We start from the raw sequence: 23,487 nt of genomic DNA on the forward strand, positions 1-23,487 counted from the left end.
AGCAACGCTAACTGATGCGTGGCTATGTTGTCTAGCGCTGCTAGGATTTTCGTGTGAGCGTGATTCAGAACCGCAAGGAGCGGGAACGGGCCGAACGGCATCAGCGCATCATCGACAGTGCTCGGGAGCTTGCCGAGGCACAGGGATGGGACGCGGTCACCGTGCGCAAACTGGCCGAGCGGATCGAATACAGCCAGCCCGTGCTGTACAGCCATTTCGCGGGCAAGGACGCCATCGTGTCCGCGGTCGCCGAGCAGGGGTTCAGCGAACTCGCCGCTGTCGCACGGCAACTCAGGAGCGAGGCGGACAGTCCGGAAGCGGCGCTGCGCGCCGTCGCGGAGGGATATCTGACGTTCGCGCGGGAGAGCTCCGCGCTCTACGACGCCATGTTCCTGCTGCGCACCGAGCTGAAGTTCGGACCCGAGGCCTCGCAGCCGCTGAAGGATGCGTACACCGAACTCGCCATCACCTTCGCCCCTTTCGCGCCGCCGCACGATGTCGAGACCTTCACCGAGGTCGCGTGGAGCACGCTGCACGGCCTGGCCACCTTGGACCGGGGAGGTCGGCTGCGGCCCGACTTTCGTGCACTGCGGCTGGAGATTCTGCTCGCGCAATGGATCGGGAATGCCGGATGACGCCTGATTCGTCACGTTGGCGGCGGACCGCTCGGCACCGCGCCTAGGCTGAGATCATGGCTGACGCGGTGGTGGTCGGATCCGGACCCAATGGTCTTGCGGCGGCGGTGATCCTGGCCCGCGCCGGACTCGATGTCGAGGTGTACGAGGCGGCCGACCACATCGGCGGGGGATCCCGCACCGCGGATGTCACGCTGCCGGGGTTCCATCACGACCTGTGCGCGGGAGCGCATCCCATGGCGGCGGCCTCACCGTTCTTCCGGGCCTTCGATCTGGAGGCGCACGGGGTGGAACTGCTTGCGCCGCAGGTCTCCTACGCGCATCCGCTCGACGGCGGGCGCGCGGGGCTGGCCTGGCGCGACCTCGACAACACCGTCGAAGGACTGGGCCGGGACGGGCGCTCGTGGCGGCAGCTGTTCGGTCCGCTCGTGCGCCGCTGGGAGGACACCGTCGAACTGGCCATGTCCGACTTCCGGCATGTGCCGACCGGATTGAACGGGCGCCCGCACCTGGACCCCGTGAACGCCGTCCGGTTCGGGCTGCGGGCGCTGGAGCAGTCGACCCCGGTGTGGAACATGCGTTTTCGCGAGGATTTCGCTCCCGCCATGCTGACCGGCATCGCCACCCACGCCATCGTGCCGCCGCGCGCCATCCCCGCCGCCGGCGCCGCCCTGCTGCTCGGCACGCTCGCGCACGTGCGCGGCTGGATCATTCCCAAGGGCGGCAGCCAGGCCATCGTCGACGCGCTCGCCGCCGACCTGAAAGAGCACGGCGGCCGGATCTTCACCGGCCACCGCGTCGACTCCATCGACGAATTCGACAATGTCCGAACGGTTCTGCTCGATATCGCGCCCGCCGAGTTCCAGCGCATCGCCGCCGACCGGCTGCCCGCCCGATACGACCGGGCGCTCGGCCGCTTCCGATACGGGGGTGCGGCCTGCAAGGTCGACTTCGCGCTCTCCGGACCGGTGCCGTGGCGGGCGCTCGGCTGTGACCGGGCCGGCACCCTGCACGTGATCGGCGACCGCGCGGAAACCGTCGCCGCCGAAAAGGCCGTGGCCGCAGGCCAACATCCCGACCGGCCCTACATCATCGCGGTCCAGCCGGGGGTGGTCGATCCGAGCCGGGCACCCGCCGGGAAGCACACGCTCTACACCTACTGTCACGTCCCCAACGGCTCGACGCGGGATATGACCGAGGCCATCACCGCCCAGATCGAACGCTTCGCACCCGGCTTCCGGGACCTGATCCTCGCGCGCAATGTGCGCACCGCCGCCACCCTGCCCGCCTACAACGCCAACTACATCGGCGGCGACATCTCCGCGGGCGCAATGACTTTCCGGCAGACCTTCCTGCGCCCCGCGGCGCAGTGGAATCCGTACCGCACCCCGCTGCCCGGCGTGTACCTCTGCTCCGCCGCCACCCCGCCCGGCCCCGGCGTGCACGGGATGAACGGCTACTACGCCGCCCGCCACGCCCTGCGCCGCGAATTCGCGGTCCGCACAGATCCTTTCGACCTGCTGGCGCGGGATCAGACCGAGCGGGCGCGATAGAGGTCCGGTTCGATGTAGACGTCGCCGGCGCTCGGCACCGCGCCGCGCACCCGCGCCTCGGCCTCGTCGAGAACGACTGCGGCGCTGTCGATATCGAGTCCGGGTGACATGGCCACCTTGGCCGCCACGAGCAGCTGATCGGGGGCCAGATACTGGGTCTTCAAGTTCAGCACCCGATCGATCCGGGGATCACCGGTGAGCGCGGCGCGGATGCGCCGGTCCTCGTCCGGCGTCGCGCCCTCACCGATCAACAGCGACTTCATCTCCACGATCAGCACCACCGCGATGAACCCCAGCAGCACCCCGATGGCCACGGTCCCGATACCGTCCCAGACCGGATTCCCGGTCAGCGTCGTCAGCCCGACACCGAGGAACGCGAGCACCAGCCCGATGAGCGCCCCCGAATCCTCCAGCAGCACAACGGGCAATTCCGGATTTCGGGTATTGCGGATGAATCGCCACCAGCTGGTCCGCCCCTTCAACGGCGCGGACGCCTGCCGCGCGGTGAACAGGCTGTAGGACTCCAGAATCATGGCGATCACCAGAATCACGATCGCCACCGTCGAATCCTCGAGATGCTCCGGATGCCGGATCTTGGCGATCCCCTCGTCGATGGCGAACAGCGACCCCAGCGCGAAGATCACCAGCGCGACCACGAACGCGTAGAAGTAGCGATTGCGCCCATACCCGAAGGGGTGCAGCGCATCCGGTTCCTGCTCGGCCCGCCGCCGCCCGATCAGCAGCAGCCCCTGATTGGCGGTGTCGGCCAGCGAGTGCACCGCCTCGGCGAGCATGGACGACGATCCGGAGAAGAACGCCCCGGCGAATTTGGCGAGCGTGATCCCCGCATCGGCCGAAAATGCCGCCAGTACCGCTTTCCTGCTGCCAGAGGACATGGATTGAACGGTACTGAGGGCCCGCGCTCCGGCCCGGCGGCACACGCCGGGCGATCAGCGCCTAGACGTGGCCCACGCGGTACAGGTCGGGTTCCAGATAGATGACCTTGGCGATCGGCACGGCAGCCCGCACCCGCGCCTCGGCGGCATCGATGGCCGCCGCGATATCGGCGATCTCCAGCCCCGGCGTGATTGCGATCTTCGCGGCGACCAGCAGTTCCTCCGGGCCCAGGTACTGGGTGCGCAGGTGGATGACGCTGTCGATGCGGGTGTCGTCGATCAGCTGGTCGCGAATGGACCGGTAGTCGCCCGGCGTCGCACCCTCGCCGATGAGCAGCGAATGCATCTCCACGATCAGGATGATCGCGATGACACCCAGCAGTATGCCGATGCACAGCGTGCCGATGCCGTCCCAGATCGGGTCGTCGGTGACCACCGTGAGACTGACCGCGGCGAAGGCGAGCACCAGGCCGATGAGCGCGCCGGAATCCTCCAGCAGCACCACCGGCAGCTCCGGATTGCGCGACTTGCGGATGAACTGCCACCAGCTCGCATTTCCCTTGAGCGGACGCGATTCCCGGATGGCGGTGATGAAGCTGAACGTCTCCAGCGCGATGGCGATGCCGAGAATCACGATCGCCACGATCGGGCTCTTCAGCTCCTCCGGGTGCTGGACCTTGTGGATGCCCTCGTAGATCGCGTACAGCGAGCCGAGCGCGAAGATCACCAGCGCGACCACGAACGAGTAGAAGTAGCGATTGCGCCCGTACCCGAACTGATGCAGCTCGTCGGGATCCTGATCGGCCCGCTTCTGCCCGAACAGCAGCAGCCCCTGATTGGCGGTGTCGGCCACCGAGTGCACCGCCTCGGCCAGCATGGAGGCCGATCCGGTGATGGCCGCGCCGACGAACTTCGCCACCGCGATACCGCCATTGGCGGACATCGCCGCCAGGATCGCCTTCTTACCGCCGCTCGCAGACACCGCGACCTCCAACTCTCGGGGCTCTCAGCGGCTTCGCCCCCGAACCCCCAGGGACCGAAGCCAAGTGGACAGATTACCCAGTGCGCGCGGTCCGAATGAGTCTGCCGCGCGGGCGGGCGCTAGCCGACGGTGGCGCAGAACAGCTGGGCCGGACCGTCCACGGCCGCGGCGCGGATATCGGTGTCGGTGGCCGAAATCCATGCGGCGCGACCGCATTCGACGCGGAGCTCCTCGCCGCCGCGGTACAGCCGCAGGGTGCCGTGCGTGCACAGGGCGATGCCCGGACCGGCCTGGAGGATGGGCGTCGGGTCGGCGCCGGGGGCCAGTTCGTAGCGGCTGAGCGCGAACTCGGGGGCGGGGGTGTCGTAGCGGAAGATGCCGTCGCCGTCGGATTCGGGCTTCACGATGGGCATGTCGAGGGGCTCGAAGTCCAGCACGCGCAGCAGTTCGGGGACGTCGACATGCTTGGGGGTGAGGCCGCCGCGCAGCACATTGTCGGAGTTGGCCATGATCTCGACGCCGAGCCCGCGCAGGTAGGCGTGCAGGTTGCCGGCGGCGAGGAACAGGCCGTCCCCGGGTTCCAGGGTGACGCGATTGAGCAGCAGGGCCGCCAGCACGCCCGCGTCGCCCGGGTACGCCTCGGCGAGTTCCAGGGCGGTGCGGATCTCGGCGGCGAATTCCTTGGGCGCGCCGTCGGTTCCGCTGTCGGGCCGTTCGGCCAGGTAGCGCACCAGGCCGTCGAGCACCTTGGGCAGCAGCTTGGACAGGCTGGCCTGCGGCAATGCGATCCAGGTGGTGAACAGGGTGCGCAGCCCGGCCGAATCGGGCTGGGCGGCAAGCAGTTCGGCGTACGGATTGAGTTCGGCCACATCGAGGGCGGTGAGCAGCCGCACGGTCTGGCGTGGATCGCGGAAGCCCGCGAGCGCCTCGAACCGTTCGATCGCCACCACCAGTTCGGGTTTGTGGTTCTCGTCGCGGTAGTTGCGCATGGGCGAGTCGAGGGCCACCCCGGCGTGGTTCTCCCGCGCGAAGCCGGCGCGCGCCTGTTCGATGCTGGGATGCGCCTGCAGCGACAGCGGTTCCTCGGCGGCCAGGATCTTCAGCAGGAACGGCAGCCGTCCGTCGAATTCGCCCGCGACCGCACCGAGTTCGTGGTTCGGGTCGGCGCGCAGGACGTCGAGCAGCGAGTGGCTGTGCCCGTTGATCTTCACCTGGGCGGGATCGGCCGGGTGCGCGCCGAACCAGAGTTCGGCTTCCGGATGCGCGGACGGTACCGGTCGTCCGCATAACTGAGCGAGCGCGGTGCGCGAACCCCATGCGTAAGAACGCAGCGCACCAACGAGTTCGTGCACTAGTAGTGTCCCCCGTCGTAACGTCCCGGGCCGGTGACCGGGCGGGAACCGAGTAGTCGTAGATACGCCGCCGCCATCTCGATCCGGAGGACCAGCACGGCGAGCTGTTCCAGCTCCCCGCCCCGCCCCACCGGCGCGCCCGGCGCCTCCGGTGCCGAACCACTCTGTAGTGCGGCGGCGGCCTGTTCGGCATCCACATTGTCCACGTTCACCAGATCGGCGTCGACCAGTCCGGCCTCCGCGCCGAAAACGGCGAGCCGGCGGCGCACCGCCATCTCGTCGGAATCGGCGCTCACCACGAACACCCGCACCTGTTGCACGGGCGCGGGACCGTCCAGCTGCTCGTCGTGGAACAGCGGATCGAAGCCCGGCGCCGACACCCCTGCGGCTTCCACCATGCGAGTATGCGCCGCAATGGTTTCCGCCAGGTTGGCGGCCGTCGCCACCTGCCCGGCAGCGGCCAGTAGCACCTCCGACCCGTGCAGCGCGACCTCGGTGGTGGCGGGGGAGTCCCCGGCCAGCACCAGCCGCGGACGCTGCTGCATGCGGGTGGCCAGATTCTTGGCCGGATTGTGGAAGGCCTCGTGCTGCGGGCCGTCGCGCAGCGCCTCAGCGTCGAGCAGATCGGCGAGCGCGTTGAGATCCGGGATCAGCGGGCCCATGCGATTCGGGTCGACCGCCTTCAGCACCGCCATACCGACGGCCAGATAGCGCAGCAGCCGATTGTGGTCGAGCACCGGAACCCGGGGCGCCAGCAGCGTCGCGCGACCGGCGGCGGCGGCGCGCAGCGGACCCTCGTCGGGCGCGGCCACGATCACCTCGGCGCCCCGCCGCACCGCGCCCTCGACGGCCTGCGCCATGCGCGGATCACCCGCGTCGTCGCCGGCCACGAGCACCACGTCCAGCGGACCCACCCACGGCGGAATCGCGGTGGCCGGCACCAGCGGCATACTCGTGCGATCCCCGAGCGCGGCGATCAGCAGCGCCGCCGCGCGCGCGGCCCGGCCGGAGCCCGACACCAAAACCAAACTCCGCGGCCGCATATCGCTCAACCGCGTCAACGCGTCCTCGGCGACGGCCGCGGCGGTGGCCCGCACCTGGGCGCCACCCGACGCGGCGGAGCGCAACGCACCCCCGATGTCGGCCGCCTCCAGCGAGGCGACGTCATCGAGGTCGACTACCGGTGTCCCTGCGATCATCGGGCGTTGCCACCTCCCCTCATCGGGTCACCAGACGCTCGCGAATCCAAGCTCTGTGATTCCACTATTCCAGTCAGGCGCGGACGATGCTCAGGATCTCGGTTACGAGTGCGTCTACTTCCTCCTGCGATCGGGCTTCGACATTGAGCCTGAGTAGCGGCTCGGTATTGGAAGCGCGCAGGTTGAACCAGGCGCCGTCGGGCAGATTCACGGTGACGCCGTCGAGGCGATCCACATTCTTGGCGCGCTTGCCGAAGGCGTCGAGCACCGCGGCGGTGCGCTCCTTGGCGTCGGCGACCGTCGAGTTGATCTCGCCCGATGCCGCGTAAGTCGAATAGGCGGAAGCCAGTTCGGACATCGGGCGCTCCTTCTCGCCGAGCGCGGCCAGCACGTGCAGCGCCGCCAGCATGCCGGAGTCGGCGCCCCAGAAATCGCGGAAGTAGTAGTGCGCGGAATGCTCGCCGCCGAAGATCGCTCCGGTGGCGGCCATCTGCTGCTTGATGAACGAGTGGCCGACGCGGGTGCGCACGGGCGTGCCGCCGAGCTCGGTCACCAACTCCGGCACGGCCTTCGAGGTGATCAGATTGTGGATGACGGTGGCGCCCGGCTCCTTCGCCAGTTCGCGCTCGGCGACCAGCGCGGTGACCGCGGACGGCGAGACCGGATCGCCCTTCTCGTCCACCACGAAGCAGCGGTCGGCATCGCCGTCGAAGGCCAGGCCGATGTCGGCGCCGGTCTTGCGGACGTACTCCTGCAGATCCACCAGGTTCTTCGGATCGAGCGGATTGGCTTCGTGATTGGGGAAGTTGCCGTCCAGTTCGAAGAACAGCGGTTCGATGGTGAACTGCGGCAGCGTGCCCAGCACCGCGGGGACGGTGAACCCGCCCATGCCGTTGCCGGCGTCCACCGCGATGCGCAGCGGGCGCGAGGAGCTCAGGTCGACCAGCTTGTGCAGGAACTCCGCGTAGTCGGCGAGCAGGTCGGCCTCGGTGGCCGAACCGCGTGCGCCGTCGTAGCCCGGTACGCCCGCGATGACCTCGTCGCTGATGGTGGCCAGCCCGGTGTCCTGGCCGACCGGCAGGGCCTTGGCGCGGCACAGCTTGATGCCGTTGTACTTGGCCGGATTGTGCGAGGCGGTGAACATGGCTCCGGGGCAATCCAAATGACCGGAGGCGAAGTACAGCTCGTCGGTGGAGGCCAGGCCGATGTGCACCACATCCAGGCCCTGGGACTGCACGCCGTCGGCGAAAGCCTCGGCCAGCTCGGGGGAGGAGTCACGCATGTCGTGACCGATGACGACGCGCTGGGCGCCTTCTTCGCGCATCAGCCGGGCGAAGGATCCGGCCACGTCGCGGACGAACGCCGCGTCGATCTGTTCGCCGACGACACCGCGGACGTCGTATGCCTTGATAACTGCGTGGACTGACTCGGCGGACCGGGCGACTGTCATAGGGGACACCCTAGTAGCTCCCAGTGACGGGTCGTATTCGGTGGCGCTGTGCATGTCCTCTGACCGCCTCACGCGGACCTCAGTTGGGCGGATCCGGGAGGACTCGGAGGTGCCCGCGTCTGCCGGTGCGGCCGGTGCGGGTGGGGCGCTGCGGGGCGGGGGCGTAGTCGGAGTAGCCGCGCTGATCCGGTTCCGGTGTGCGGCGGCGCAATCCGGCTTCGCGGACGGCTTCGGCGAGCGCGGTTAGGTCATCGTCGTCGGGGCTGCCGGAGGAGAAGCCGCCCTCGTGGCGGACCATCTCCCAGCCCTTCGGCGCGGTGATCCGGGATGCGTGCGTATCACACAGATCCCAGGAGTGGGGCTCGGCGACCGCGGCCAGCGGACCGACGACTGCCGTCGAGTCCGAGTACACATAGGTCAGCGTCGCGACGGCCGGGTTCTTGCAGCCTGGTCGGCAGCAACGACGCATGGGAATCACGCCATGCAGGGTAACCCCCCTCACGCCCCGCCGGGGACAGACACGCGGTGTTCGGTGCGCCACGTAGCGGGAAAGAGCCTTCCCGACCGGCGGCGAACCGCTCGCATACGTGCGCACCCGCATGGGGTTAAATTCGGGGTATGACCCGTTCACGTAAGCGCCCACCGACTGCTCGGTCGGTTATTCGCCGCGGGCGGGGTGTGCGCGGGCCGATGCTTCCACCCACGGTGCCGGCCCGGCGTACCCGCGGCCAGCAATTCGACCGCCTCGTGCTGGAGGCGTTCGCACCGCTGGAGAGCCGGTGGCACGAGCAGCTCACCAAGCTCGACATCGCGGTCGACGACGTACCGAAAATCCGTCCACTGCATCCGGATTCGGTGACGTGGCCGGACGAGGTCGTCGCCGACGGCCCGGTTCCCTTGTCCCGCTTGATTCCCGCGGGCGTGGACCGCTACGGCATGGCCACTCGCGCGCGAGTTGTCTTGTTCCGCAAGCCTTTGGAGCTACGCGCGGGTGACCCCGACGATCTGGTGGACCTGCTGCGTGAAGTGCTCGTGCAGCAGATCGCCACATACCTGGGTGTCGACCCGGACGTCATCGATCCCGACCCGGAGTAGCGCCGCGCGGTAAGAGCACGCCTCGCTGCCGGATCGGGCAGCGAGGCGGAAAGTCCTCTACCGCAACGTTTTACACGTCCGGTGCCGTTAGATGATGCCCCGCTTGAGACGTCGCCGCTCGCGCTCGGAGAGCCCGCCCCAGATGCCGAAGCGCTCATCGTTGGCGAGGGCGTACTCGAGGCATTCGTCGCGCACCTCGCAACCCATGCAGATGCGCTTGGCCTCGCGGGTGGAGCCGCCCTTCTCGGGGAAGAACGCCTCCGGATCGGTCTGGGCGCACAGCGCCCGTTCCTGCCACTGTTCGGCCTCCGTCATCTGGCGGCCTCGTGAAAAGCTGTCGAACACACCATCATCGGAGCCGGTGACGATCAGGCTCAGGCGTGGGGGTTCGGGCTGATACGCAGCTCTCGCCCACTGTCCGCCCCCCGGTCGAATCGTCATCGGTTCACCCCCCTCGTATCCGTCCCGTTCGTCGGCGCAGAAGCTAGGTGCTGCGCCCGCTTGGGAATCGGATTGCGATACACCGCCTGGAAAGCCCGACGGGGCCAGCTCATCGGCCATCGCTCCGCCTCCTCACTGTGGTTAGCGCAGAATGATTAATCCGCCGGAGCCGATCTCACCGACGGCCCAACACCGCGGCGTAGTCCCGCGGCCATCCCCGAACCCGTCACTCCTGTGCGAACGTCTGTTCGAAAACCCGTCCGCGCCTTGCACTCTCACGCGGACCCGGAATGACATGCCTGTGATTAGACACGCCGGGCGCGCTGATGGTCAAGCTGCCGAAGCTATTCCGTTACCATCCGCGACCCCTTTCGAGCGTGTTGTCGCAGATCAAATAGCAAATTTGCAGCAAATACTCCGCGGGCCGTTCTCGGGCCCGCACCGCATAGGCTGTGCGGATGTGACTCGAGAACAAGCGGACACCGCGCCCGGCACCGGCCTGCGGATCGCGGTACTGGTCGGCGGAGTCGGCGGCGCGCGCTTCCTGCTGGGCGTGCGCGAACTGCTCCCCGGCGCGGACGTGACGGCCATCGTCAATGTGGGCGACGACGTCTGGATGCACGGCCTGCGCATCTGCCCTGACCTGGACACCTGCATGTACACCCTGGGTGGCGGCATCGATCCCGAACGCGGCTGGGGGCATGCGAACGAGACCTGGAACGCCAAAGCGGAGCTGGCGAAATACAAGGCCCAGCCCGATTGGTTCGGCCTGGGCGATCGCGATATCGCCACCCATCTCATCCGCACCGAAATGCTGCGCCAGGGATACCCGCTCTCGCAGGTCACCGAGGCGCTCTGCAATCGCTGGCAACCGGGTGTGAAACTCCTTCCGGCAACCGACGACAGATGTGAAACGCATGTCGTTATCGGCGACCCGGAGAACCCTGGCGAACGCCGCGCGATCCATTTCCAAGAGTGGTGGGTTCGGTACCGGGCCAACGTCGAGACCCATGGATTCGTGACTATTGGGGCGGATGCGGCGAAACCGGGTCCAGGTGTGACGGAAATCATAGATTCAAGTGACGTCGTGCTGCTGGCCCCGTCGAACCCGGTCGTGAGCGTCGGCGCGATCCTGTCCGTGCCGGGTGTGCGAGGGGCTTTGCGCACCACGAAGGCCAAGGTCATCGGCCTCTCACCGGTCATCGGCGGAAAGCCGTTGCGGGGCATGGCCGATGAATGCCTGTCGGTTATCGGCGTGGAAACCACGGCGGAGGCCGTCGGCAACTACTACGGCGCGCGCTCGGCAACCGGCATCCTCGACGGCTGGCTCATTCACAGCACCGACACCGCGGATGTGCCCGGCGTCGAGGTGCGCAGTGTGCCGCTGCTGATGACCGATCCCGCGGCCACGGCCGAAATGGTCCGCGAGGCACTGGATATCGCCGGGCTCAAGCCCTGACCGCCACCACCACACCTATCGATCTGCGGGAGTGAGCTCGTGACTGAATCGAACGCGCCGGGTAGCGCCGTGTCCCTGGGCGATCACGCCTCGGGCGGGGAACTGCGCATACTGCCGATCCTCGGGCTGCCCGAATTCCGGCCCGGCGACGACCTCGCCGAAGCCGTTGCGGCGCAGGCGCCCTGGTTGCAGGACGGGGACGTGCTGGTGGTGACCAGCAAGATCGTCGCCAAGGTGGAGGGCCGCATCGTCGAAGCGCCGGCCGATCCGGAGGAACGCGACGCGGCACGACGGGAGCTGGTGCGGCAGGAGGCCGTCCGGGTGCTGGCGCGCAAGAACCGAACCCTCATCACCGAGAACAAACTCGGCATCGTGCAGGCCGCCTCCGGGGTCGACGGCTCCAATGTGGAGCAGGGCGAACTCGTGCTGCTGCCGGTCGACCCCGACGCCAGTGCCAAGGCTCTGCGCGCCGCGCTCGCGGCGAAGCTCGGGGTGCAGGTGGCCGTGGTCATCACCGACACCATGGGGCGCGCGTGGCGCAATGGCCAGATCGACGCCGCCATCGGCTCGGCCGGGCTGCGTGTCATGCACGACTACAACGGAGCCGTGGACGGGCAGGGCAATGAACTGCACGTGACCCTGGTCGCCGTCGCCGACGAACTCGCCGCCGCCGGAGATCTGGTGAAGGGCAAGCTCGGTGGCGTGCCCATCGCGGTGGTGCGCGGATTCGAATACACCGACGACGGGTCCACCGCCGCCGACCTGCCGCGGCGCGGGGTGGAGGACCTGTTCTGGCTGGGCACCGCGGAGGCCATCGAGCTCGGGCGCAATCAGGCTGTGCCACTGCGGCGTTCGGTGCGGCAGTTCGCCGACACCCCGGTGGAACCGGAGGTGATCCGGGCGGCGGTCGGCGCGGCGCTCACCGCGCCCGCGCCGCATCACACCCGGCCGGTGCGGTTCGTGTGGGTGCGGCGGCGTGGGCTGCGCACCCAGCTGCTCGAAGCCATGGCGGAGAAGTGGCGCGAGGATCTGTCCGGGGACGGGCGGACGCCGGAAAGCGTGGAGCGCCGGGTGAAGCGGGGGCAGATTCTGTTCGACGCACCCGAGATGATCATCCCGTTCTGCGTGCCCGACGGGGCGCACGACTACCCGGACGAGCGTCGCCGGGCGGCCGAGTCGACCATGTTCACCGTGGCGGTGGGCGCGGCCGTGCAGGGGCTGCTGGTGTCGCTGGCGGTCAAGGGCGTGGGCAGCTGCTGGATCGGGTCGACCATCTTCGCGCCCGAGGTGACGCGGGAGGTGCTGGGTCTGGCCGACGACTGGAATCCCCTGGGGGCCATCGCTATCGGCTACCCGCTCGAGGAACTCGCGCCGCGTGAACTCCGGGAGCCCGGCATCGGGCTGGTGGAGCTGTGACCCGGGTGGGCAGGGGAGCGGCGGATGCGGAGGTGTGCTCGTGAGCGCTGACTCACTGCACAGGTCCGCCACGGAGTTGCTCGAAACCTGGTCGCCCGCAACGGGTCCGGACCAGTCGCTGCGGGAGGCCATGCTCGCCTTCCTGGGTTCCGCGCCGCGCGGATGCCTGCGCGAGCACGCGGCCGGGCACATCACGGCCTCGGCGGTGGTGTTCTCGCACGACGAGAGCGAAGTGCTGCTGACCCTGCATCCCCGGGTGGGCCGGTGGATCCAATTGGGCGGGCACTGCGAGGAATCCGACGAATCGGTGGCGGCCGCGGCTTTTCGCGAAGCCACCGAGGAGTCGGGGATTCCGGATCTGACGCTGGAGCCCGGACTGTACGGCGCGCAAGCGCACCCCATCACCTGCTCGCTGGGCGTGCCCACCCGGCACCTCGATCTGCTGTTCAAGATCAAGGCGCCGGAAGGCGCTGTGCCCGTGCGCAGTTCGGAATCCACCGATCTGCGCTGGTGGCCGGTGGACGCGCTGCCGGCCGACGCGGACGTGCTGCTGGTCTAGCCGGTCAGTTGTTCCACTTGGTGGTGCCCGGGGCGGCGGTCAGCGTGCTCAGCAGATCGAGTCCCGCGGCCACCAGCGTCGGCCCACCGGCTATCAGGGTGCCGACCGCCCCGCCGAACGCCACACCCGCGATCACGCTCGCGATCACCGTCGGTCCGCCGATGATGCCCAGCAGGCCGACCGCGCCGCCCAGCAGTGATCCGATGAAACCGCCTACGGCAGTGGCGAATCCGAGCTTGGCCCGGAATGAATCGATGGCCTTCTGATCCTCGGCCGGAGAAGCGATCGGCGCGGCGGTCGCCGGTGCCGTCGCGGCGGTGGCCACCGGGACGGCTTTTCGCGGCGTCGCCGCCACCGGCCGGGCCGTCGCCGGATCCTTGACCACGGTGAGTTCCAGCACCCGTCCGGCATCCCGCACCCGGCTCGGCAGCGGGTACTCCATACCGTCCTGCCGGAACGACAGCGGCATGGTGAGCACGGTCGTTCCGGCTTCGTCCCGAATCTCGACGGTCCGCTGGTCGGTGGCCGTCACGAAGGTGCCGTGCGTGAGCGTGGTGACGACCTTCCCGTCGACCACCTTCGTCTCATAGCCGACATCGGGTGTCCCGGCGTGGGCCGCTCCGGCTCCCGAGAGTAGTGCGACGGCCACGGTGGCGGCCGTAAACATGTTCCTGCGCAATGTCATTCGAACGTTCCCTGGCACAGCCCCACGATGCGCGCCGATCTGTGAAGGTTTCGTGAACCCGCCCGTGTTACATTCGGTCCCGTACACGTTCTCAGGGCGGGGTGAAATTCCCCACCGGCGGTCATGGCGCCCGAACCGATTCGGCGCGCACGAGCCCGCGAGCGCCGCCGTATCCACGGATACAGCGGGACAAGCAGATCCCGGTGCGATCCCGGAGCCGACGGTCACAGTCCGGATGAAAGAGAACGCGACCGTACAGCCGTTCCGCACACGCGGCCCGGCCTGTTCGCGTCGTTGCCCTGGGTGACATAGCGAACAGGAGAGATTTCATGTCACCCAACCGCATTGCCCTCGTCGCCGCCCGCTGGCACGCCGACATCGTCGACAAGGCAGTCCAAGCCGCCCAGATCGCCCTCGCCGACCACGGCTTCCCCGAAGTCGACATCATCGAGGTCCCCGGCGCCTTCGAAATCCCCCTCCGCATCAAACGTTTGGCCCTCACCGGCCAATACGCCGGCATTGCAGGCATAGCCCTCGTCGTCGACGGCGGCATCTACCGCCACGACTTCGTAGCCTCCACCGTCGTCGACGCCCTCATGCGCATCCAACTCGAAACCGACGTCCCCGTCTTCTCGGCGGTGCTCACCCCGCACCACTTCCACGAGCACGGCGAACACCTCGACTACTTCACCCGCCATTTCACCGTGAAGGGCACCGAACTCGCGAACGCCATCGCGGCCACGGTGCGGGAGACCACCGCCGTCTGATCGGACGCTGAAAAGCAGCCCACCCCTGCCACTCTCCGCTCCGCCCGGCGCGGAGGTGGCGGGAGCGTGGGGCAGGGGTGGGGTCGCGGACAGATGCAGGGGTGTCCGCTGGCCGGTTCCCGGATGGGGTTGGGGTCAGGCGGGAACCGGGGTTTTCTCGGTGGGGAGCTGTTCGGCGGGGTGGTCGTCGACCATGGTGGTTTCGTCGAAGGGGATTTCCTTGTCCAGGACTGCCTGGACTCGGGTGGAATCTATTGTGCGGGTCCAGGTTCCGATGAGGATGGTGGCTACCGCGTTGCCGGAGAAGTTGGTGAGGGCGCGGGCCTCGGACATGAAGCGGTCGATGCCGACGATCAGGCCCACGCCGTCGAGTAGTTCGGGGCGGTGGGATTGCAGGCCGCCGGCGAGGGTGGCCAGGCCCGCGCCGGTGACGCCGGCCGCGCCCTTGGAGGCGATGATCATGAAGAGGAGCAGGCCCAGCTGTTCGGTCCAGGACAGCGGGTTGCCCATGGCGTCGGCCACGAACAGGGTGGCCATGGTGAGGTAGATGGCGGTGCCGTCGAGGTTGAACGAATAGCCCGTCGGGACGACGACACCCACGGTGGTGCGTTCCACGCCAACGTGTTCCATCTTGGCGATGAGGCGGGGCAGCGCCGACTCCGAGGAGGAGGTGGCGACGATGAGCAGGTATTCGCGGGCCAGGTAGCGGACCAGCTTGAAGATGGAAACGCCTGCGGCGGCCCGCAGTAGCACGCCGAGGATGCCGAAGACGAAGACCACACACGTCAGGTAGAAGGCCGCCATCAGCAGGGCCAGCTGTTTGACCGCGTCGAGTCCGGTGCGCGCCACCACATTCGCGATCGCGCCGAAGGCGCCGATAGGGGCCAGCCACAGGATCATGGTCAGGATTCGGAAGACCAGTTTCTGCACCAGCGCGATCCCGCGCAGCAGCGGTTCACCCGCCGAACCCATGGCCTGGATGCCGAAACCCACCAGCAGCGCCACGAACAGGGTCTGCAGCACCTTGCCGGAGGTCAGCGACGAGAGCATGCTCGTCGGCACGATCTCCTTGATGAAATCCCAGGTGCCGCCCGCACTGCTCGCGTCCTTGGCGTACTTGGCGGCATCCTTCGCGTGCCCGGCCACATCGAGTCCGGTGCCGGGCTGGATCAGATTGCCGACCACCAGGCCGATCGCCAGCGCCGCCGTCGACATGAGCAGGAAGTAGGCGATGGCCAGGCCACCGACCTTGCCGACCTTGGCGGCCGCGCGCACCGAGCCGATGCCGAGCACGATGGTGCAGAAGATGACCGGCGAGATCATCATCTTGATCAGGTTCACGAAGAGCGTGCCCAGCTCGCCGACCTGCTTACCGAAACCGGGTGCGAGCCAGCCGGCCAGGATGCCCGCGAAGACGGCCACGATGACGGCGATGTACAGCCAATGGGTGCGGTCGCGGCGCGCGGGCGCCTGCTGTGGAATTGTCGTCTCGCTCATCGGGTGTGTCCTTCGAGTGCCGCCTGTGTGAGCCCGCTCACCGGTTTGTGTGTTGAATGATTACCTCGACAGTGACGCGGGTCACTGTTTCGTAAGTTTTGTTCACGTGGAGGTGCGGTGATCGGTCGCAGACGAACCCTGGCCGGACAGGTGTTCGCCGTGCAGCTCGTGGTGCTGGTGCTGGTGATCGCGGCGGGCGCGGCGCTGGCGGTGCTGCAGGCACGGCGCGCGCAGGACGACGCCACCCGGCAGGCGGTCACCGATATCGCCGTGACGCTGGCGCGGGCGCCGTCCACCGCGCAGGCGGTGCGGTCGGCGGACCCCACCGCGCAGTTGCAGCCGATCACCGAAAGCATCCGCACCGCAACAGGTGTCGACTTCGTGGTGGTCATGGCGCCGGATCGCACCCGCTACACGCACACCGATCCGTCGCGGATCGGGCACCCGTTCAGCGGGACCATCGATCGCGCCCTGGCGGGGGAGACCTTCACCGAGACCTTCACGGGGACACTGGGTCCCTCCATTCGTGCCGTCACGCCCGTGCGTGACGCCGACGGCCGCATCGTGGCGCTGGTGTCGGCGGGCGTCACCCGCAGTCATATCGGTGATCAGGTGCGCGAGCAGGTGCCGATCATCCTGATCGCGGCGGCGGCCGGGCTGCTGCTGGCCACCATCGGCTCACTGCTGTTGCGGCGCAGGCTGTTACGGCAGACGCATGGTCTCGCGCCCGCGGAACTGCGCGCGCTCTACGAGCATCACGACGCCGTCCTGCATTCCGTGCACGAGGGGCTGCTCGTATTCGACAGCAAGACAGAGGAAGCCGCGGTGGTCAACGATCAGGCGCGAAGGCTGCTGGATCTGCCGGACGGACCGGTGCGACGCGCAGACCTTCCGATTTCCCTGCAGCGCATGGATTCCGGTGTGGTCCGTGACGAGATGCACGTGACCGCCGACCGCGTGCTGGTGGTGAATCAGGACGTGGTCGAACACGACGGCCGGGCGCTCGGGACCGTGCTCACCCTGCGCGATCACACCGAATTGCGTGATGTCATGGGCGAACTCGACTCGGTGCGCGGTTTCGCCGAGTCACTGCGGGCGCAGGCCCACGAGGCCGCCAATCGACTGCACACGGTGGTGACCATGGTGGAGCTCGGCCGGCATCGCGAGGCCGTCTCCTTCGCGACCGCGGAACTCGAACTGTCCCAAGCCCTCATCGATCGGCTCACGGGCGCGGTGGCCGAACCCGCTGTGGTCGCACTGCTGCTCGGCAAGGTGGAGAAGGCCGCGGAGTACGGTGTCGAACTGACCGTCACCGGCGACACCGCCGTCGATGCGACCGATCCGCTGAGCGCGCACGAAATGGTCACGCTGCTGGGCAATCTCATCGACAATGCGCTCGACGCGGTCGGACGGGACGAGGACGCCTGGGTGGAGGTCGCGGTCACCGCCGACGAGTCGGAGTTGTTCGTGCGCGTGGCCGACAGCGGTCCGGGCATGTCCGAGGAGGTGTTCACGCGGGCCACCGAACGCGGGTACTCCACCAAGACCGATCATCAGGGCCTCGGTCTGGCGCTGGTGCGGCGGCTCGTGGCCAGGCACGGTGGCACCCTCGAAGCGATACGGGAACCGGAATCGGCTGTGCTGGTGCGGTTCCCACGAATGCCGAGGTCTCTGCCATGATCCGGGTTCTCATCGTCGAAGACGATCCGAAAATCGCTGCGGCACACAAGTCCTACGTGGACCGTATGCCCGGCTTCGAGATCGTGACCGTCGTGCACACCGGCCGCGACGCCATCGCGGCTGCCGGGAAGGCGCAAAGTAACGGCGCCCCGGTCGATTTGGTGCTCATGGACATCGGTTTACCGGATATGAGCGGTCTTGCGGTCGCCGCCGCACTGGCCGGATTGCGTCCGCGCCCCGACGTCATCGCGGTCACCTCGGCGCGGGATCTGACCATGGTGCGGTCCGCCGTCGCGCACGGTGTCGTGCTGTATCTGCTGAAACCGTTCACCTTTTCGGCATTCCGGGAGAAGCTCGAGCGCTACCTCGAATACCGCGCGGCTCTGCCCGCGGGTGAGACGGCGGTGTCGCAGCAGGACATCGACCACGCTTTCGGCGTCCTGCGCACTCCGGAACCGCGCGCGAGCTCCCCGAAAGGCATTGCGCCGCAGACGATGGAGGAGATGACACGGGCGGTGCGCGCGGCGCCAGACGGTGTCTCGGCGGGCGAGGCCGGGCGTGCCGTCGGCGTTTCGCGGGTTACCGCCTGGCGATACTTGGAACGCATGGCCGAAGACGGCGTGGTGGAACGGCGAACCGACTACGGTCGAACCGGGCGGCCACGGGTTCGCTATAAGTGGTTGCACTGACGGAGAGTTCACCACCGGTTTGCCTGTGATGTGCGGTGACGCCAACCACAGTGCAGGTTGCCCGGGAACAAACTGCTCCGGATGTAACAGTTGCCACCCATCCTGTTCTACGAGTGTTGTAACGGGCATAAAGTCTGTACATATCTACCTGCGAGATTTTCGAGGTAAGTGATTAGCGGGGCAAACGTGCAAAAGGTCGGCAAACATTCGGGTTCGCCGGATCCCAAACGTCACCTGTGGGTGTTGGGGCTCATTGCCCCGGGGTGCGCGTTATTGCCCTCGCAGTTGGTCCTGCGGACCGAGTGCGAGGTGTTCTGGTGGATCGGCCCGATCATCATCCTGATTGCTATACCGGTGCTGGACTGGGTCGTCGGGGAAGACGGCACCAATCCGCGCGACGAGGACTACGAGCTACTGGCAAGTGACCGCTACTACCGTTGGTGCACATATCTTTTCCTGCCCATCCAGCTGGTCGGGCTGATCATCGCCGCCGTCATGTGGTCCGGTGACGAGCTGTCGGTCGTCGACAAGCTGGGCCTGGCCGCCACCCTCGGCTTCGTCAGCGGCATCGGCATCAACGCCGCGCACGAACTCGGGCACCGGGTCGAGCGGCTGGAGCGCTGGCTGTCGAAAATGGCGCTCGCACAGTCGGCGTACGGCCACTTCTTCGTGGAGCACAATCGCGGGCACCACGCCCGCGTCGCCACCCCGGAGGACCCGGCCAGCGCCCGCATGGGCGAATCGCTGTACGAGTTCCTGCCGCGCAGCGTGCTGGGCGGTTTCCGCTCCGCAACCGCGCTGGAACGAGATCGGCTGCGGCGCAAGGGGCACCGCTGGTGGAGTGTGCGCAACCACATCCTGCAGGCGTGGTCTATGACCGTCGTGCTGTTCGGTGGGCTCATGGCGGCGTTCGGCTGGCAGATTCTGCCGTACCTGCTGCTGCAGGCCGTGATCGGCGCGGGTTTGCTGGAGACGGTGAACTACGTCGAGCACTACGGGTTGCTGCGGCGTCGCCGTCCCAATGGCAACTGGGCGCGCTGCTCGCCGCGCGACAGCTGGAACAGTGATCGGCTGGTGACCAACATCTTCATGTTCCACCTGCAGCGGCACAGCGACCACCACGCGAATCCGGGACGCCGGTACCAGACGTTGCGCTCTTCGGCTGAAGCACCGCAACTTCCGGCCGGCTACGCCTCCATGATCCTGCTCGCGGCCATCCCGCCACTGTGGCGCATGGTCATGGACCCGCGGTTGCTGGCGCACTACAACGGCGACATCACCCAGGCGAACATCCAGCCGCGCAAGCGCGCTCGCATTCTCGCCGACCACGGGCTGGCGGCGGCTGCCTAACCCAGACAGAGTTCGACTAGCCTCTCTTGGGAAGCATCCGACCAGGAGAGGCAGATGACGACCGTCGTGTCCAGCAAGATGACCCCTGATGTCCGCAACGGGATCGATTTCAAGGTGGCGGACCTGTCCCTGGCCGAGTTCGGCCGCAAGGAGATTCGCCTGGCCGAGCACGAGATGCCCGGCCTGATGGCGCTGCGCCGCGAGTACGCGGAGGTGCAGCCGCTCAAGGGCGCGCGCATCTCCGGCTCGCTGCACATGACCGTGCAGACCGCCGTGCTCATCGAGACCCTCGTCGACCTGGGTGCCGAGGTCCGCTGGGCCTCCTGCAACATCTTCTCCACCCAGGATCATGCCGCGGCAGCCGTGGTTGTCGGCCCGCACGGCACCGTCGACGAGCCCAAGGGCACCCCGGTCTTCGCCTGGAAGGGCGAGACCCTGGAGGAGTACTGGTGGGCCGCCGAGCAGATGCTCACCTGGCCCGACGCTCCGGCCAACATGATCCTCGACGACGGCGGCGACGCCACCATGCTGGTGCTGCGCGGCGCCCAGTTCGAGAAGGCCGGCGTGGTGCCGCCCGAGGACGAGACCCACTCGGCCGAGTACAAGGTCTTCCTGAACCTGCTGCGCGCCTCGCTCGAGGCCGACGGCACCAAGTGGGGCAAGATCGCCGAGTCGGTCAAGGGCGTCACCGAGGAGACCACCACGGGCGTGCTGCGCCTGTACCAGTTCGCCGCCGCCGGTGAGCTGGCGTTCCCGGCCATCAATGTGAACGACTCGGTCACCAAGTCCAAGTTCGACAACAAGTACGGCACCCGCCACTCGCTGATCGACGGCATCAACCGCGGCACCGATGTTCTCATCGGCGGCAAGAAGGCCCTCGTGTGCGGCTACGGCGATGTGGGCAAGGGCTGCGCGGAGTCGCTCAAGGGCCAGGGTGCGCGCGTGCAGGTCACCGAGATCGACCCGATCAACGCGCTGCAGGCGCTCATGGACGGCTTCGACGTCGTCACCGTCGAGCAGGCCATCGCCGACGCCGACATCGTGGTCACCTCGACCGGCAACAAGGACATCATCACCCTCGATCACATGAAGGCGATGAAGGAACAGGCCATCCTGGGCAATATCGGCCACTTCGACAACGAGATCGACATGGCCGCCCTGGAGAACTCCGGCGCCGCCCGCCTGAACATCAAGCCGCAGGTGGACCTGTGGACGTTCAAGGAGACCGGCCGCTCCATCATCGTGCTGTCCGAGGGCCGCCTGCTGAACCTGGGCAATGCCACCGGCCACCCCTCGTTCGTCATGTCGAACTCCTTCTCCAACCAGGTGATCGCCCAGATCGAACTGTGGACCAAGCCGCAGGAGTACGACAACGAGGTCTACCGCCTGCCCAAGGTGCTCGACGAGAAGGTCGCCAAGATCCACGTCGAGGCGCTCGGCGGCACCCTGACCAAGCTCACCAAGGACCAGGCCGAGTACATCGGCGTGGACGTGGAGGGCCCGTTCAAGCCGGAGCACTACCGCTACTGAGGTAGCCCGAACTCTTCGGGGTTCTCAGGGGCTTCGCCCCCGAACCCCCAGGAGCGCAAAGCAATCCGGCCGGTCACCCATGGGGTGACCGGCCGGAGGTTTTCCGCGTGCTCTCCTTGCAGGGGGAGGTACGCGTCGCACTGTACCGATTCCCGCCGCCGTTGATCTTCGAACGGTGCCCCCAGTTTTCCGGGCTTTCCACCAGTTGACCTGAACAAAGGTTGAGCTCTTAACGTCGATCGCGGCGAAAGGAATTCGACTGTGACAACACTGGTTACGGGTGCGACCGGAAACACCGGCCGCCAGGTGGTGCGCATGCCGCCTGATGATCGATGGCGTCCGGCTTCGGCTCTGCACCGTCAATCGTCATCGGACAACACGACCAGTGGCAACGGCCACGGCAGTGCCTCGCGTGCAGCCTGCCATCGGGCGCTGTCATGGGTGATGATCTCCCAATCCAGATGCCGTGCCACTGCGACGATATGAGCTGCGGGCCAGTCGATCTCTTCCGCGGCGGCGAGGATGTCCGCGAGCTCACTGGTGTCGGCGAAGGTCGACAATCCCGTCAGTGCGAGGGTGTCCATGTTGTCGATGACACCATCGAGTCCGTCGCGAAGATCCTCATCCAATTGGGCTTTCGCCGCCGCCAAGGCGGCGGCGGGAACCGCGACGCGGGTGGCACGGTCGGCGAGGTGTGCGATCAGGCCTGCGGTTGCGGCCGAGCCGTGCGCGTACGCGAGCAGTACGGTGTCGTCGAAAACGTAGCCCGTCATCCGCGTGCGGCTCGCCGTGCCGCGGCGCGATCCGCCAGCATATCGGCCCACCGTGCGCCTCGTGCCCACCCCTCCGCATCGGACTGTGCAGCGGCAGTTCGCGTTTCGAATGCTGTCCGCCACCGCACCTTCACCGACTCGTACACATCGAGCACACGATTGAGCGTCTCGTCCACAGTTTCGTTGGGCGAGGCGATCGCGGCCAGGCGGTCACGTGTCGCGGGAAGCGCCGCCAACGTCGTTTTCGGCTTCTTTCCCGAGTTCTCAGCACTGGTCATACAAAAAATATATCTGACATGCGGAGTTTATGTGACCTTCCGGCGCGCGGCGCACATCACCCTCCGCCCGTGTATAGGGTGCGCTCCTACTTACGGAAGGCGGGCGGGAGCGGCATTCCCTTCTCCCGCATGACTTCTCGTGCCCGATTCGGGTAGTCGGTGATGATGCCGTCGACGCCCTGATCGAGCACGAGGGCGATGGTGTCCTTGTCGTTCACCGTCCACGGGATGACCTTCAGGCCGAGTTCGTGGGCCTTGGCCACGTAGGCGGTGTCGGTGGTGAGCTCGAAGCCGGCGTCGCCCACTTTGGCGTCGGAATCCCAGGGGTTCACGTAGGAGGGGGACGAGATGTTCGCTCCCAGAGCCTTGATCGCGCCGAGCGGGTTGTCGGGGTAGTCCTCGTACTTGACCGGGCCCAGCCACATGCTGCCGGGTTTGAAGGTGGAGTCGTCGTAGAGGGCGACCGTCGGGATGGCCGGGTTCGCGGCCTTCACCAGGGGCAGGCTGCGCCAGTCGAAGCTCTGGATCTCGACCTTGTCGATGGCATTGGCCTCGGCGACCGTCGTCAGGATGACGTCGACGAATTCCTCGGGGGTGGCGGACTGTTCGCGCTTCTCGCCCTCGATCTTGGTTTCGATGTTGTAGCGCAGCTTCTCGAAAGCGCCCGGGTAGGACTTCACGAGGTCGAAGAGCTCGGGCAGCTTGGCGATCTTGTTGCCCGGAAGTTCCTGTGCCTCAGGGAAACCCGTGAGCTTCTTGCCGCAGTCGAGGGTGTGGACCTGGTCGTAGGTCAGGTCGTGCACCAGCTTGCCGACGTACGGGTACTGCGGATCGTCCGGGAAGGCCGGGGCGGTGTCGGTGCACTTCTCGGCCTGCATGACCGGGTCGTGCCAGATGAGCGGCACGCTGTCCTTGGTCAGCACGATGTCGAGTTCCAGGGTGGACACGCCCAGTTCGATGGCCTTGGCGAAGCCGGGCAGGGACTCCTCGATGGTCATGCCGCGCCCGCCGCGATGGGCCTGCAGGTCGAAGGGGCGGTTGGGGTTGGCCGACGCGCTGGTGGCCGACGACCCGGAGTCCTTGTTGTCCGAATCATTGCCACAGGCCGCCACGCCGAAGGCGGCAACCGCGACTCCGAGGACCGCAAAAGCGCGCTCGAGCTGCTTCGACTTAGCTCCTTTGGAAGTCATGAACGTGACTC

At 67.4% G+C, this 23,487-nt stretch carries 22 protein-coding genes and 1 riboswitch; of the genes, 11 read left to right on the forward strand and 11 right to left on the reverse strand.

The window, feature by feature from the left end; all coding sequences use genetic code 11:
* Positions 1–53 precede the first annotated feature (53 nt).
* Both H0264_RS12220 and H0264_RS12225 read left to right on the forward strand, forming a co-directional pair.
* Positions 54–635 carry a TetR/AcrR family transcriptional regulator gene (locus tag H0264_RS12220; RefSeq protein ID WP_181584063.1) on the forward strand — a complete coding sequence of 194 codons (582 nt, stop codon included), beginning with the start codon at positions 54–56 and terminating at the stop codon, positions 633–635.
* Positions 636–691: 56 nt separating this feature from the next.
* On the forward strand, positions 692–2,188 hold the full coding sequence (locus H0264_RS12225) for a phytoene desaturase family protein (protein ID WP_181584064.1): 1,497 nt from the start codon (positions 692–694) through the stop codon (positions 2,186–2,188).
* Here H0264_RS12225 and H0264_RS12230 read toward each other — a convergent pair.
* From H0264_RS12230 to H0264_RS12255, 6 genes are all read right to left on the reverse strand, one after another.
* Entirely contained in the window at positions 2,167–3,084 is a 918-nt protein-coding gene (locus H0264_RS12230) for a cation diffusion facilitator family transporter (protein ID WP_181584065.1), read from the reverse strand. The genes H0264_RS12225 and H0264_RS12230 overlap by 22 nt on opposite strands.
* Before the next feature lie 61 nt (positions 3,085–3,145).
* On the reverse strand, positions 3,146–4,066 hold the full coding sequence (locus H0264_RS12235; RefSeq protein ID WP_181584066.1) for a cation diffusion facilitator family transporter: 921 nt from the start codon (positions 4,064–4,066) through the stop codon (positions 3,146–3,148).
* A gap of 119 nt (positions 4,067–4,185) precedes the next feature.
* On the reverse strand, positions 4,186–5,418 hold the full coding sequence (manA, locus tag H0264_RS12240) for a mannose-6-phosphate isomerase, class I (RefSeq protein ID WP_181584067.1): 1,233 nt from the start codon (positions 5,416–5,418) through the stop codon (positions 4,186–4,188).
* On the reverse strand, positions 5,418–6,617 hold the full coding sequence (locus tag H0264_RS12245; protein WP_181584068.1) for a tobH protein: 1,200 nt from the start codon (positions 6,615–6,617) through the stop codon (positions 5,418–5,420). The genes manA and H0264_RS12245 overlap by 1 nt, the downstream gene beginning before the upstream one ends.
* Positions 6,618–6,690: 73 nt before the next feature.
* Positions 6,691–8,067: a phosphomannomutase/phosphoglucomutase gene (locus tag H0264_RS12250; protein WP_181584069.1), complete on the reverse strand. Its 1,377-nt coding sequence runs from the start codon at positions 8,065–8,067 to the stop codon at positions 6,691–6,693.
* Between the two features lie 79 nt (positions 8,068–8,146).
* On the reverse strand, positions 8,147–8,536 hold the full coding sequence (locus tag H0264_RS12255) for a DUF3499 domain-containing protein (protein WP_420832089.1): 390 nt from the start codon (positions 8,534–8,536) through the stop codon (positions 8,147–8,149).
* A gap of 149 nt (positions 8,537–8,685) precedes the next feature.
* Between H0264_RS12255 and H0264_RS12260 the strand changes: the two genes are divergently transcribed.
* Positions 8,686–9,162 (forward strand): metallopeptidase family protein, encoded by a 477-nt coding sequence (locus tag H0264_RS12260; protein WP_220139969.1) that lies wholly within the window; start codon positions 8,686–8,688, stop codon positions 9,160–9,162.
* An 87-nt stretch (positions 9,163–9,249) separates the two neighbouring features.
* Here the strand turns inward: H0264_RS12260 and H0264_RS12265 are convergent, their stop codons facing one another.
* Positions 9,250–9,477: a WhiB family transcriptional regulator gene (locus H0264_RS12265; protein WP_040861059.1), complete on the reverse strand. Its 228-nt coding sequence runs from the start codon at positions 9,475–9,477 to the stop codon at positions 9,250–9,252.
* Between the two features lie 625 nt (positions 9,478–10,102).
* Here H0264_RS12265 and cofD point away from each other — a divergent pair.
* From cofD to H0264_RS12280, 3 genes are read left to right on the forward strand one after another with little or no spacing between them, the layout of a single operon-like run.
* Positions 10,103–11,062, forward strand: coding sequence for a 2-phospho-L-lactate transferase (cofD, locus tag H0264_RS12270; protein WP_181585488.1), 960 nt, complete (start codon positions 10,103–10,105; stop codon positions 11,060–11,062).
* Positions 11,063–11,101: 39 nt separating this feature from the next.
* The gene (locus H0264_RS12275; protein ID WP_181584072.1) at positions 11,102–12,478 is read left to right on the forward strand and encodes a coenzyme F420-0:L-glutamate ligase; all 1,377 of its coding nucleotides are present in this window, start codon (positions 11,102–11,104) and stop codon (positions 12,476–12,478) included.
* A gap of 40 nt (positions 12,479–12,518) precedes the next feature.
* Positions 12,519–13,037 carry an NUDIX hydrolase gene (locus H0264_RS12280; RefSeq protein ID WP_181584073.1) on the forward strand — a complete coding sequence of 173 codons (519 nt, stop codon included), beginning with the start codon at positions 12,519–12,521 and terminating at the stop codon, positions 13,035–13,037.
* Between the two features lie 4 nt (positions 13,038–13,041).
* Here the strand turns inward: H0264_RS12280 and H0264_RS12285 are convergent, their stop codons facing one another.
* Positions 13,042–13,722 carry a DUF8020 domain-containing protein gene (locus H0264_RS12285; RefSeq protein WP_181584074.1) on the reverse strand — a complete coding sequence of 227 codons (681 nt, stop codon included), beginning with the start codon at positions 13,720–13,722 and terminating at the stop codon, positions 13,042–13,044.
* An 83-nt stretch (positions 13,723–13,805) separates the two neighbouring features.
* Positions 13,806–13,973, forward strand: a riboswitch (FMN riboswitch).
* Positions 13,974–14,051: 78 nt separating this feature from the next.
* On the opposite strand from H0264_RS12285, the gene H0264_RS12290 reads away from it, so the two are divergent.
* Positions 14,052–14,489 carry a 6,7-dimethyl-8-ribityllumazine synthase gene (locus H0264_RS12290; protein WP_181584075.1) on the forward strand — a complete coding sequence of 146 codons (438 nt, stop codon included), beginning with the start codon at positions 14,052–14,054 and terminating at the stop codon, positions 14,487–14,489.
* Positions 14,490–14,624: 135 nt separating this feature from the next.
* Here the strand turns inward: H0264_RS12290 and H0264_RS12295 are convergent, their stop codons facing one another.
* Complete coding sequence (locus H0264_RS12295; RefSeq protein ID WP_181584076.1) at positions 14,625–15,986, reverse strand: cation:dicarboxylate symporter family transporter; 1,362 nt, start codon at positions 15,984–15,986, stop codon at positions 14,625–14,627.
* Positions 15,987–16,103: 117 nt separating this feature from the next.
* Between H0264_RS12295 and H0264_RS12300 the strand changes: the two genes are divergently transcribed.
* From H0264_RS12300 to ahcY, 4 genes are all read left to right on the forward strand, one after another.
* Positions 16,104–17,666, forward strand: a complete 1,563-nt coding sequence (locus H0264_RS12300) for a sensor histidine kinase (protein WP_181584077.1) — start codon at positions 16,104–16,106, stop codon at positions 17,664–17,666.
* Complete coding sequence (locus tag H0264_RS12305; RefSeq protein ID WP_181584078.1) at positions 17,663–18,355, forward strand: response regulator; 693 nt, start codon at positions 17,663–17,665, stop codon at positions 18,353–18,355. Before H0264_RS12300 ends, H0264_RS12305 begins: the two co-directional genes overlap by 4 nt.
* A gap of 273 nt (positions 18,356–18,628) precedes the next feature.
* Complete coding sequence (locus H0264_RS12310) at positions 18,629–19,705, forward strand: alkane 1-monooxygenase (RefSeq protein WP_244976167.1); 1,077 nt, start codon at positions 18,629–18,631, stop codon at positions 19,703–19,705.
* 54 nt (positions 19,706–19,759) lie between these two features.
* Positions 19,760–21,235, forward strand: a complete 1,476-nt coding sequence (gene ahcY, locus H0264_RS12315) for an adenosylhomocysteinase (RefSeq protein WP_181584080.1) — start codon at positions 19,760–19,762, stop codon at positions 21,233–21,235.
* 359 nt (positions 21,236–21,594) lie between these two features.
* Here ahcY and H0264_RS12320 read toward each other — a convergent pair whose 3' ends face one another.
* Together H0264_RS12320 and H0264_RS12325 are read right to left on the reverse strand one after the other, a co-directional pair.
* Positions 21,595–22,077 (reverse strand): hypothetical protein, encoded by a 483-nt coding sequence (locus H0264_RS12320; protein WP_181584081.1) that lies wholly within the window; start codon positions 22,075–22,077, stop codon positions 21,595–21,597.
* Between the two features lie 295 nt (positions 22,078–22,372).
* On the reverse strand, positions 22,373–23,476 hold the full coding sequence (locus tag H0264_RS12325) for a glycerophosphodiester phosphodiesterase (RefSeq protein WP_181584082.1): 1,104 nt from the start codon (positions 23,474–23,476) through the stop codon (positions 22,373–22,375).
* Between the last annotated feature and the right edge of the window lie 11 nt (positions 23,477–23,487).

This window comes from Nocardia huaxiensis (assembly GCF_013744875.1).
GTDB lineage: Bacteria > Actinomycetota > Actinomycetes > Mycobacteriales > Mycobacteriaceae > Nocardia > Nocardia huaxiensis.

Excerpts from the sequence above, each read along its gene's own strand:
- H0264_RS12225 (WP_181584064.1), top strand. The coding sequence starts at position 692 with ATGGCTGACGCGGTGGTGGTCGGATCCGGACCCAATGGTCTTGCGGCG.
- H0264_RS12230 (WP_181584065.1), bottom strand. The coding sequence starts at position 3,084 with ATGTCCTCTGGCAGCAGGAAAGCGGTACTGGCGGCATTTTCGGCCGAT.
- H0264_RS12245 (WP_181584068.1), bottom strand. The coding sequence starts at position 6,617 with ATGATCGCAGGGACACCGGTAGTCGACCTCGATGACGTCGCCTCGCTG.
- H0264_RS12250 (WP_181584069.1), bottom strand. The coding sequence starts at position 8,067 with ATGACAGTCGCCCGGTCCGCCGAGTCAGTCCACGCAGTTATCAAGGCA.
- H0264_RS12255 (WP_420832089.1), bottom strand. The coding sequence starts at position 8,536 with ATGCGTCGTTGCTGCCGACCAGGCTGCAAGAACCCGGCCGTCGCGACG.
- H0264_RS12260 (WP_220139969.1), top strand. The coding sequence starts at position 8,686 with ATGACCCGTTCACGTAAGCGCCCACCGACTGCTCGGTCGGTTATTCGC.
- H0264_RS12265 (WP_040861059.1), bottom strand. The coding sequence starts at position 9,477 with ATGACGGAGGCCGAACAGTGGCAGGAACGGGCGCTGTGCGCCCAGACC.
- H0264_RS12285 (WP_181584074.1), bottom strand. The coding sequence starts at position 13,722 with ATGACATTGCGCAGGAACATGTTTACGGCCGCCACCGTGGCCGTCGCA.
- H0264_RS12290 (WP_181584075.1), top strand. The coding sequence starts at position 14,052 with ATGTCACCCAACCGCATTGCCCTCGTCGCCGCCCGCTGGCACGCCGAC.
- H0264_RS12295 (WP_181584076.1), bottom strand. The coding sequence starts at position 15,986 with ATGAGCGAGACGACAATTCCACAGCAGGCGCCCGCGCGCCGCGACCGC.
- H0264_RS12305 (WP_181584078.1), top strand. The coding sequence starts at position 17,663 with ATGATCCGGGTTCTCATCGTCGAAGACGATCCGAAAATCGCTGCGGCA.
- ahcY (WP_181584080.1), top strand. The coding sequence starts at position 19,760 with ATGACGACCGTCGTGTCCAGCAAGATGACCCCTGATGTCCGCAACGGG.
- H0264_RS12325 (WP_181584082.1), bottom strand. The coding sequence starts at position 23,476 with ATGACTTCCAAAGGAGCTAAGTCGAAGCAGCTCGAGCGCGCTTTTGCG.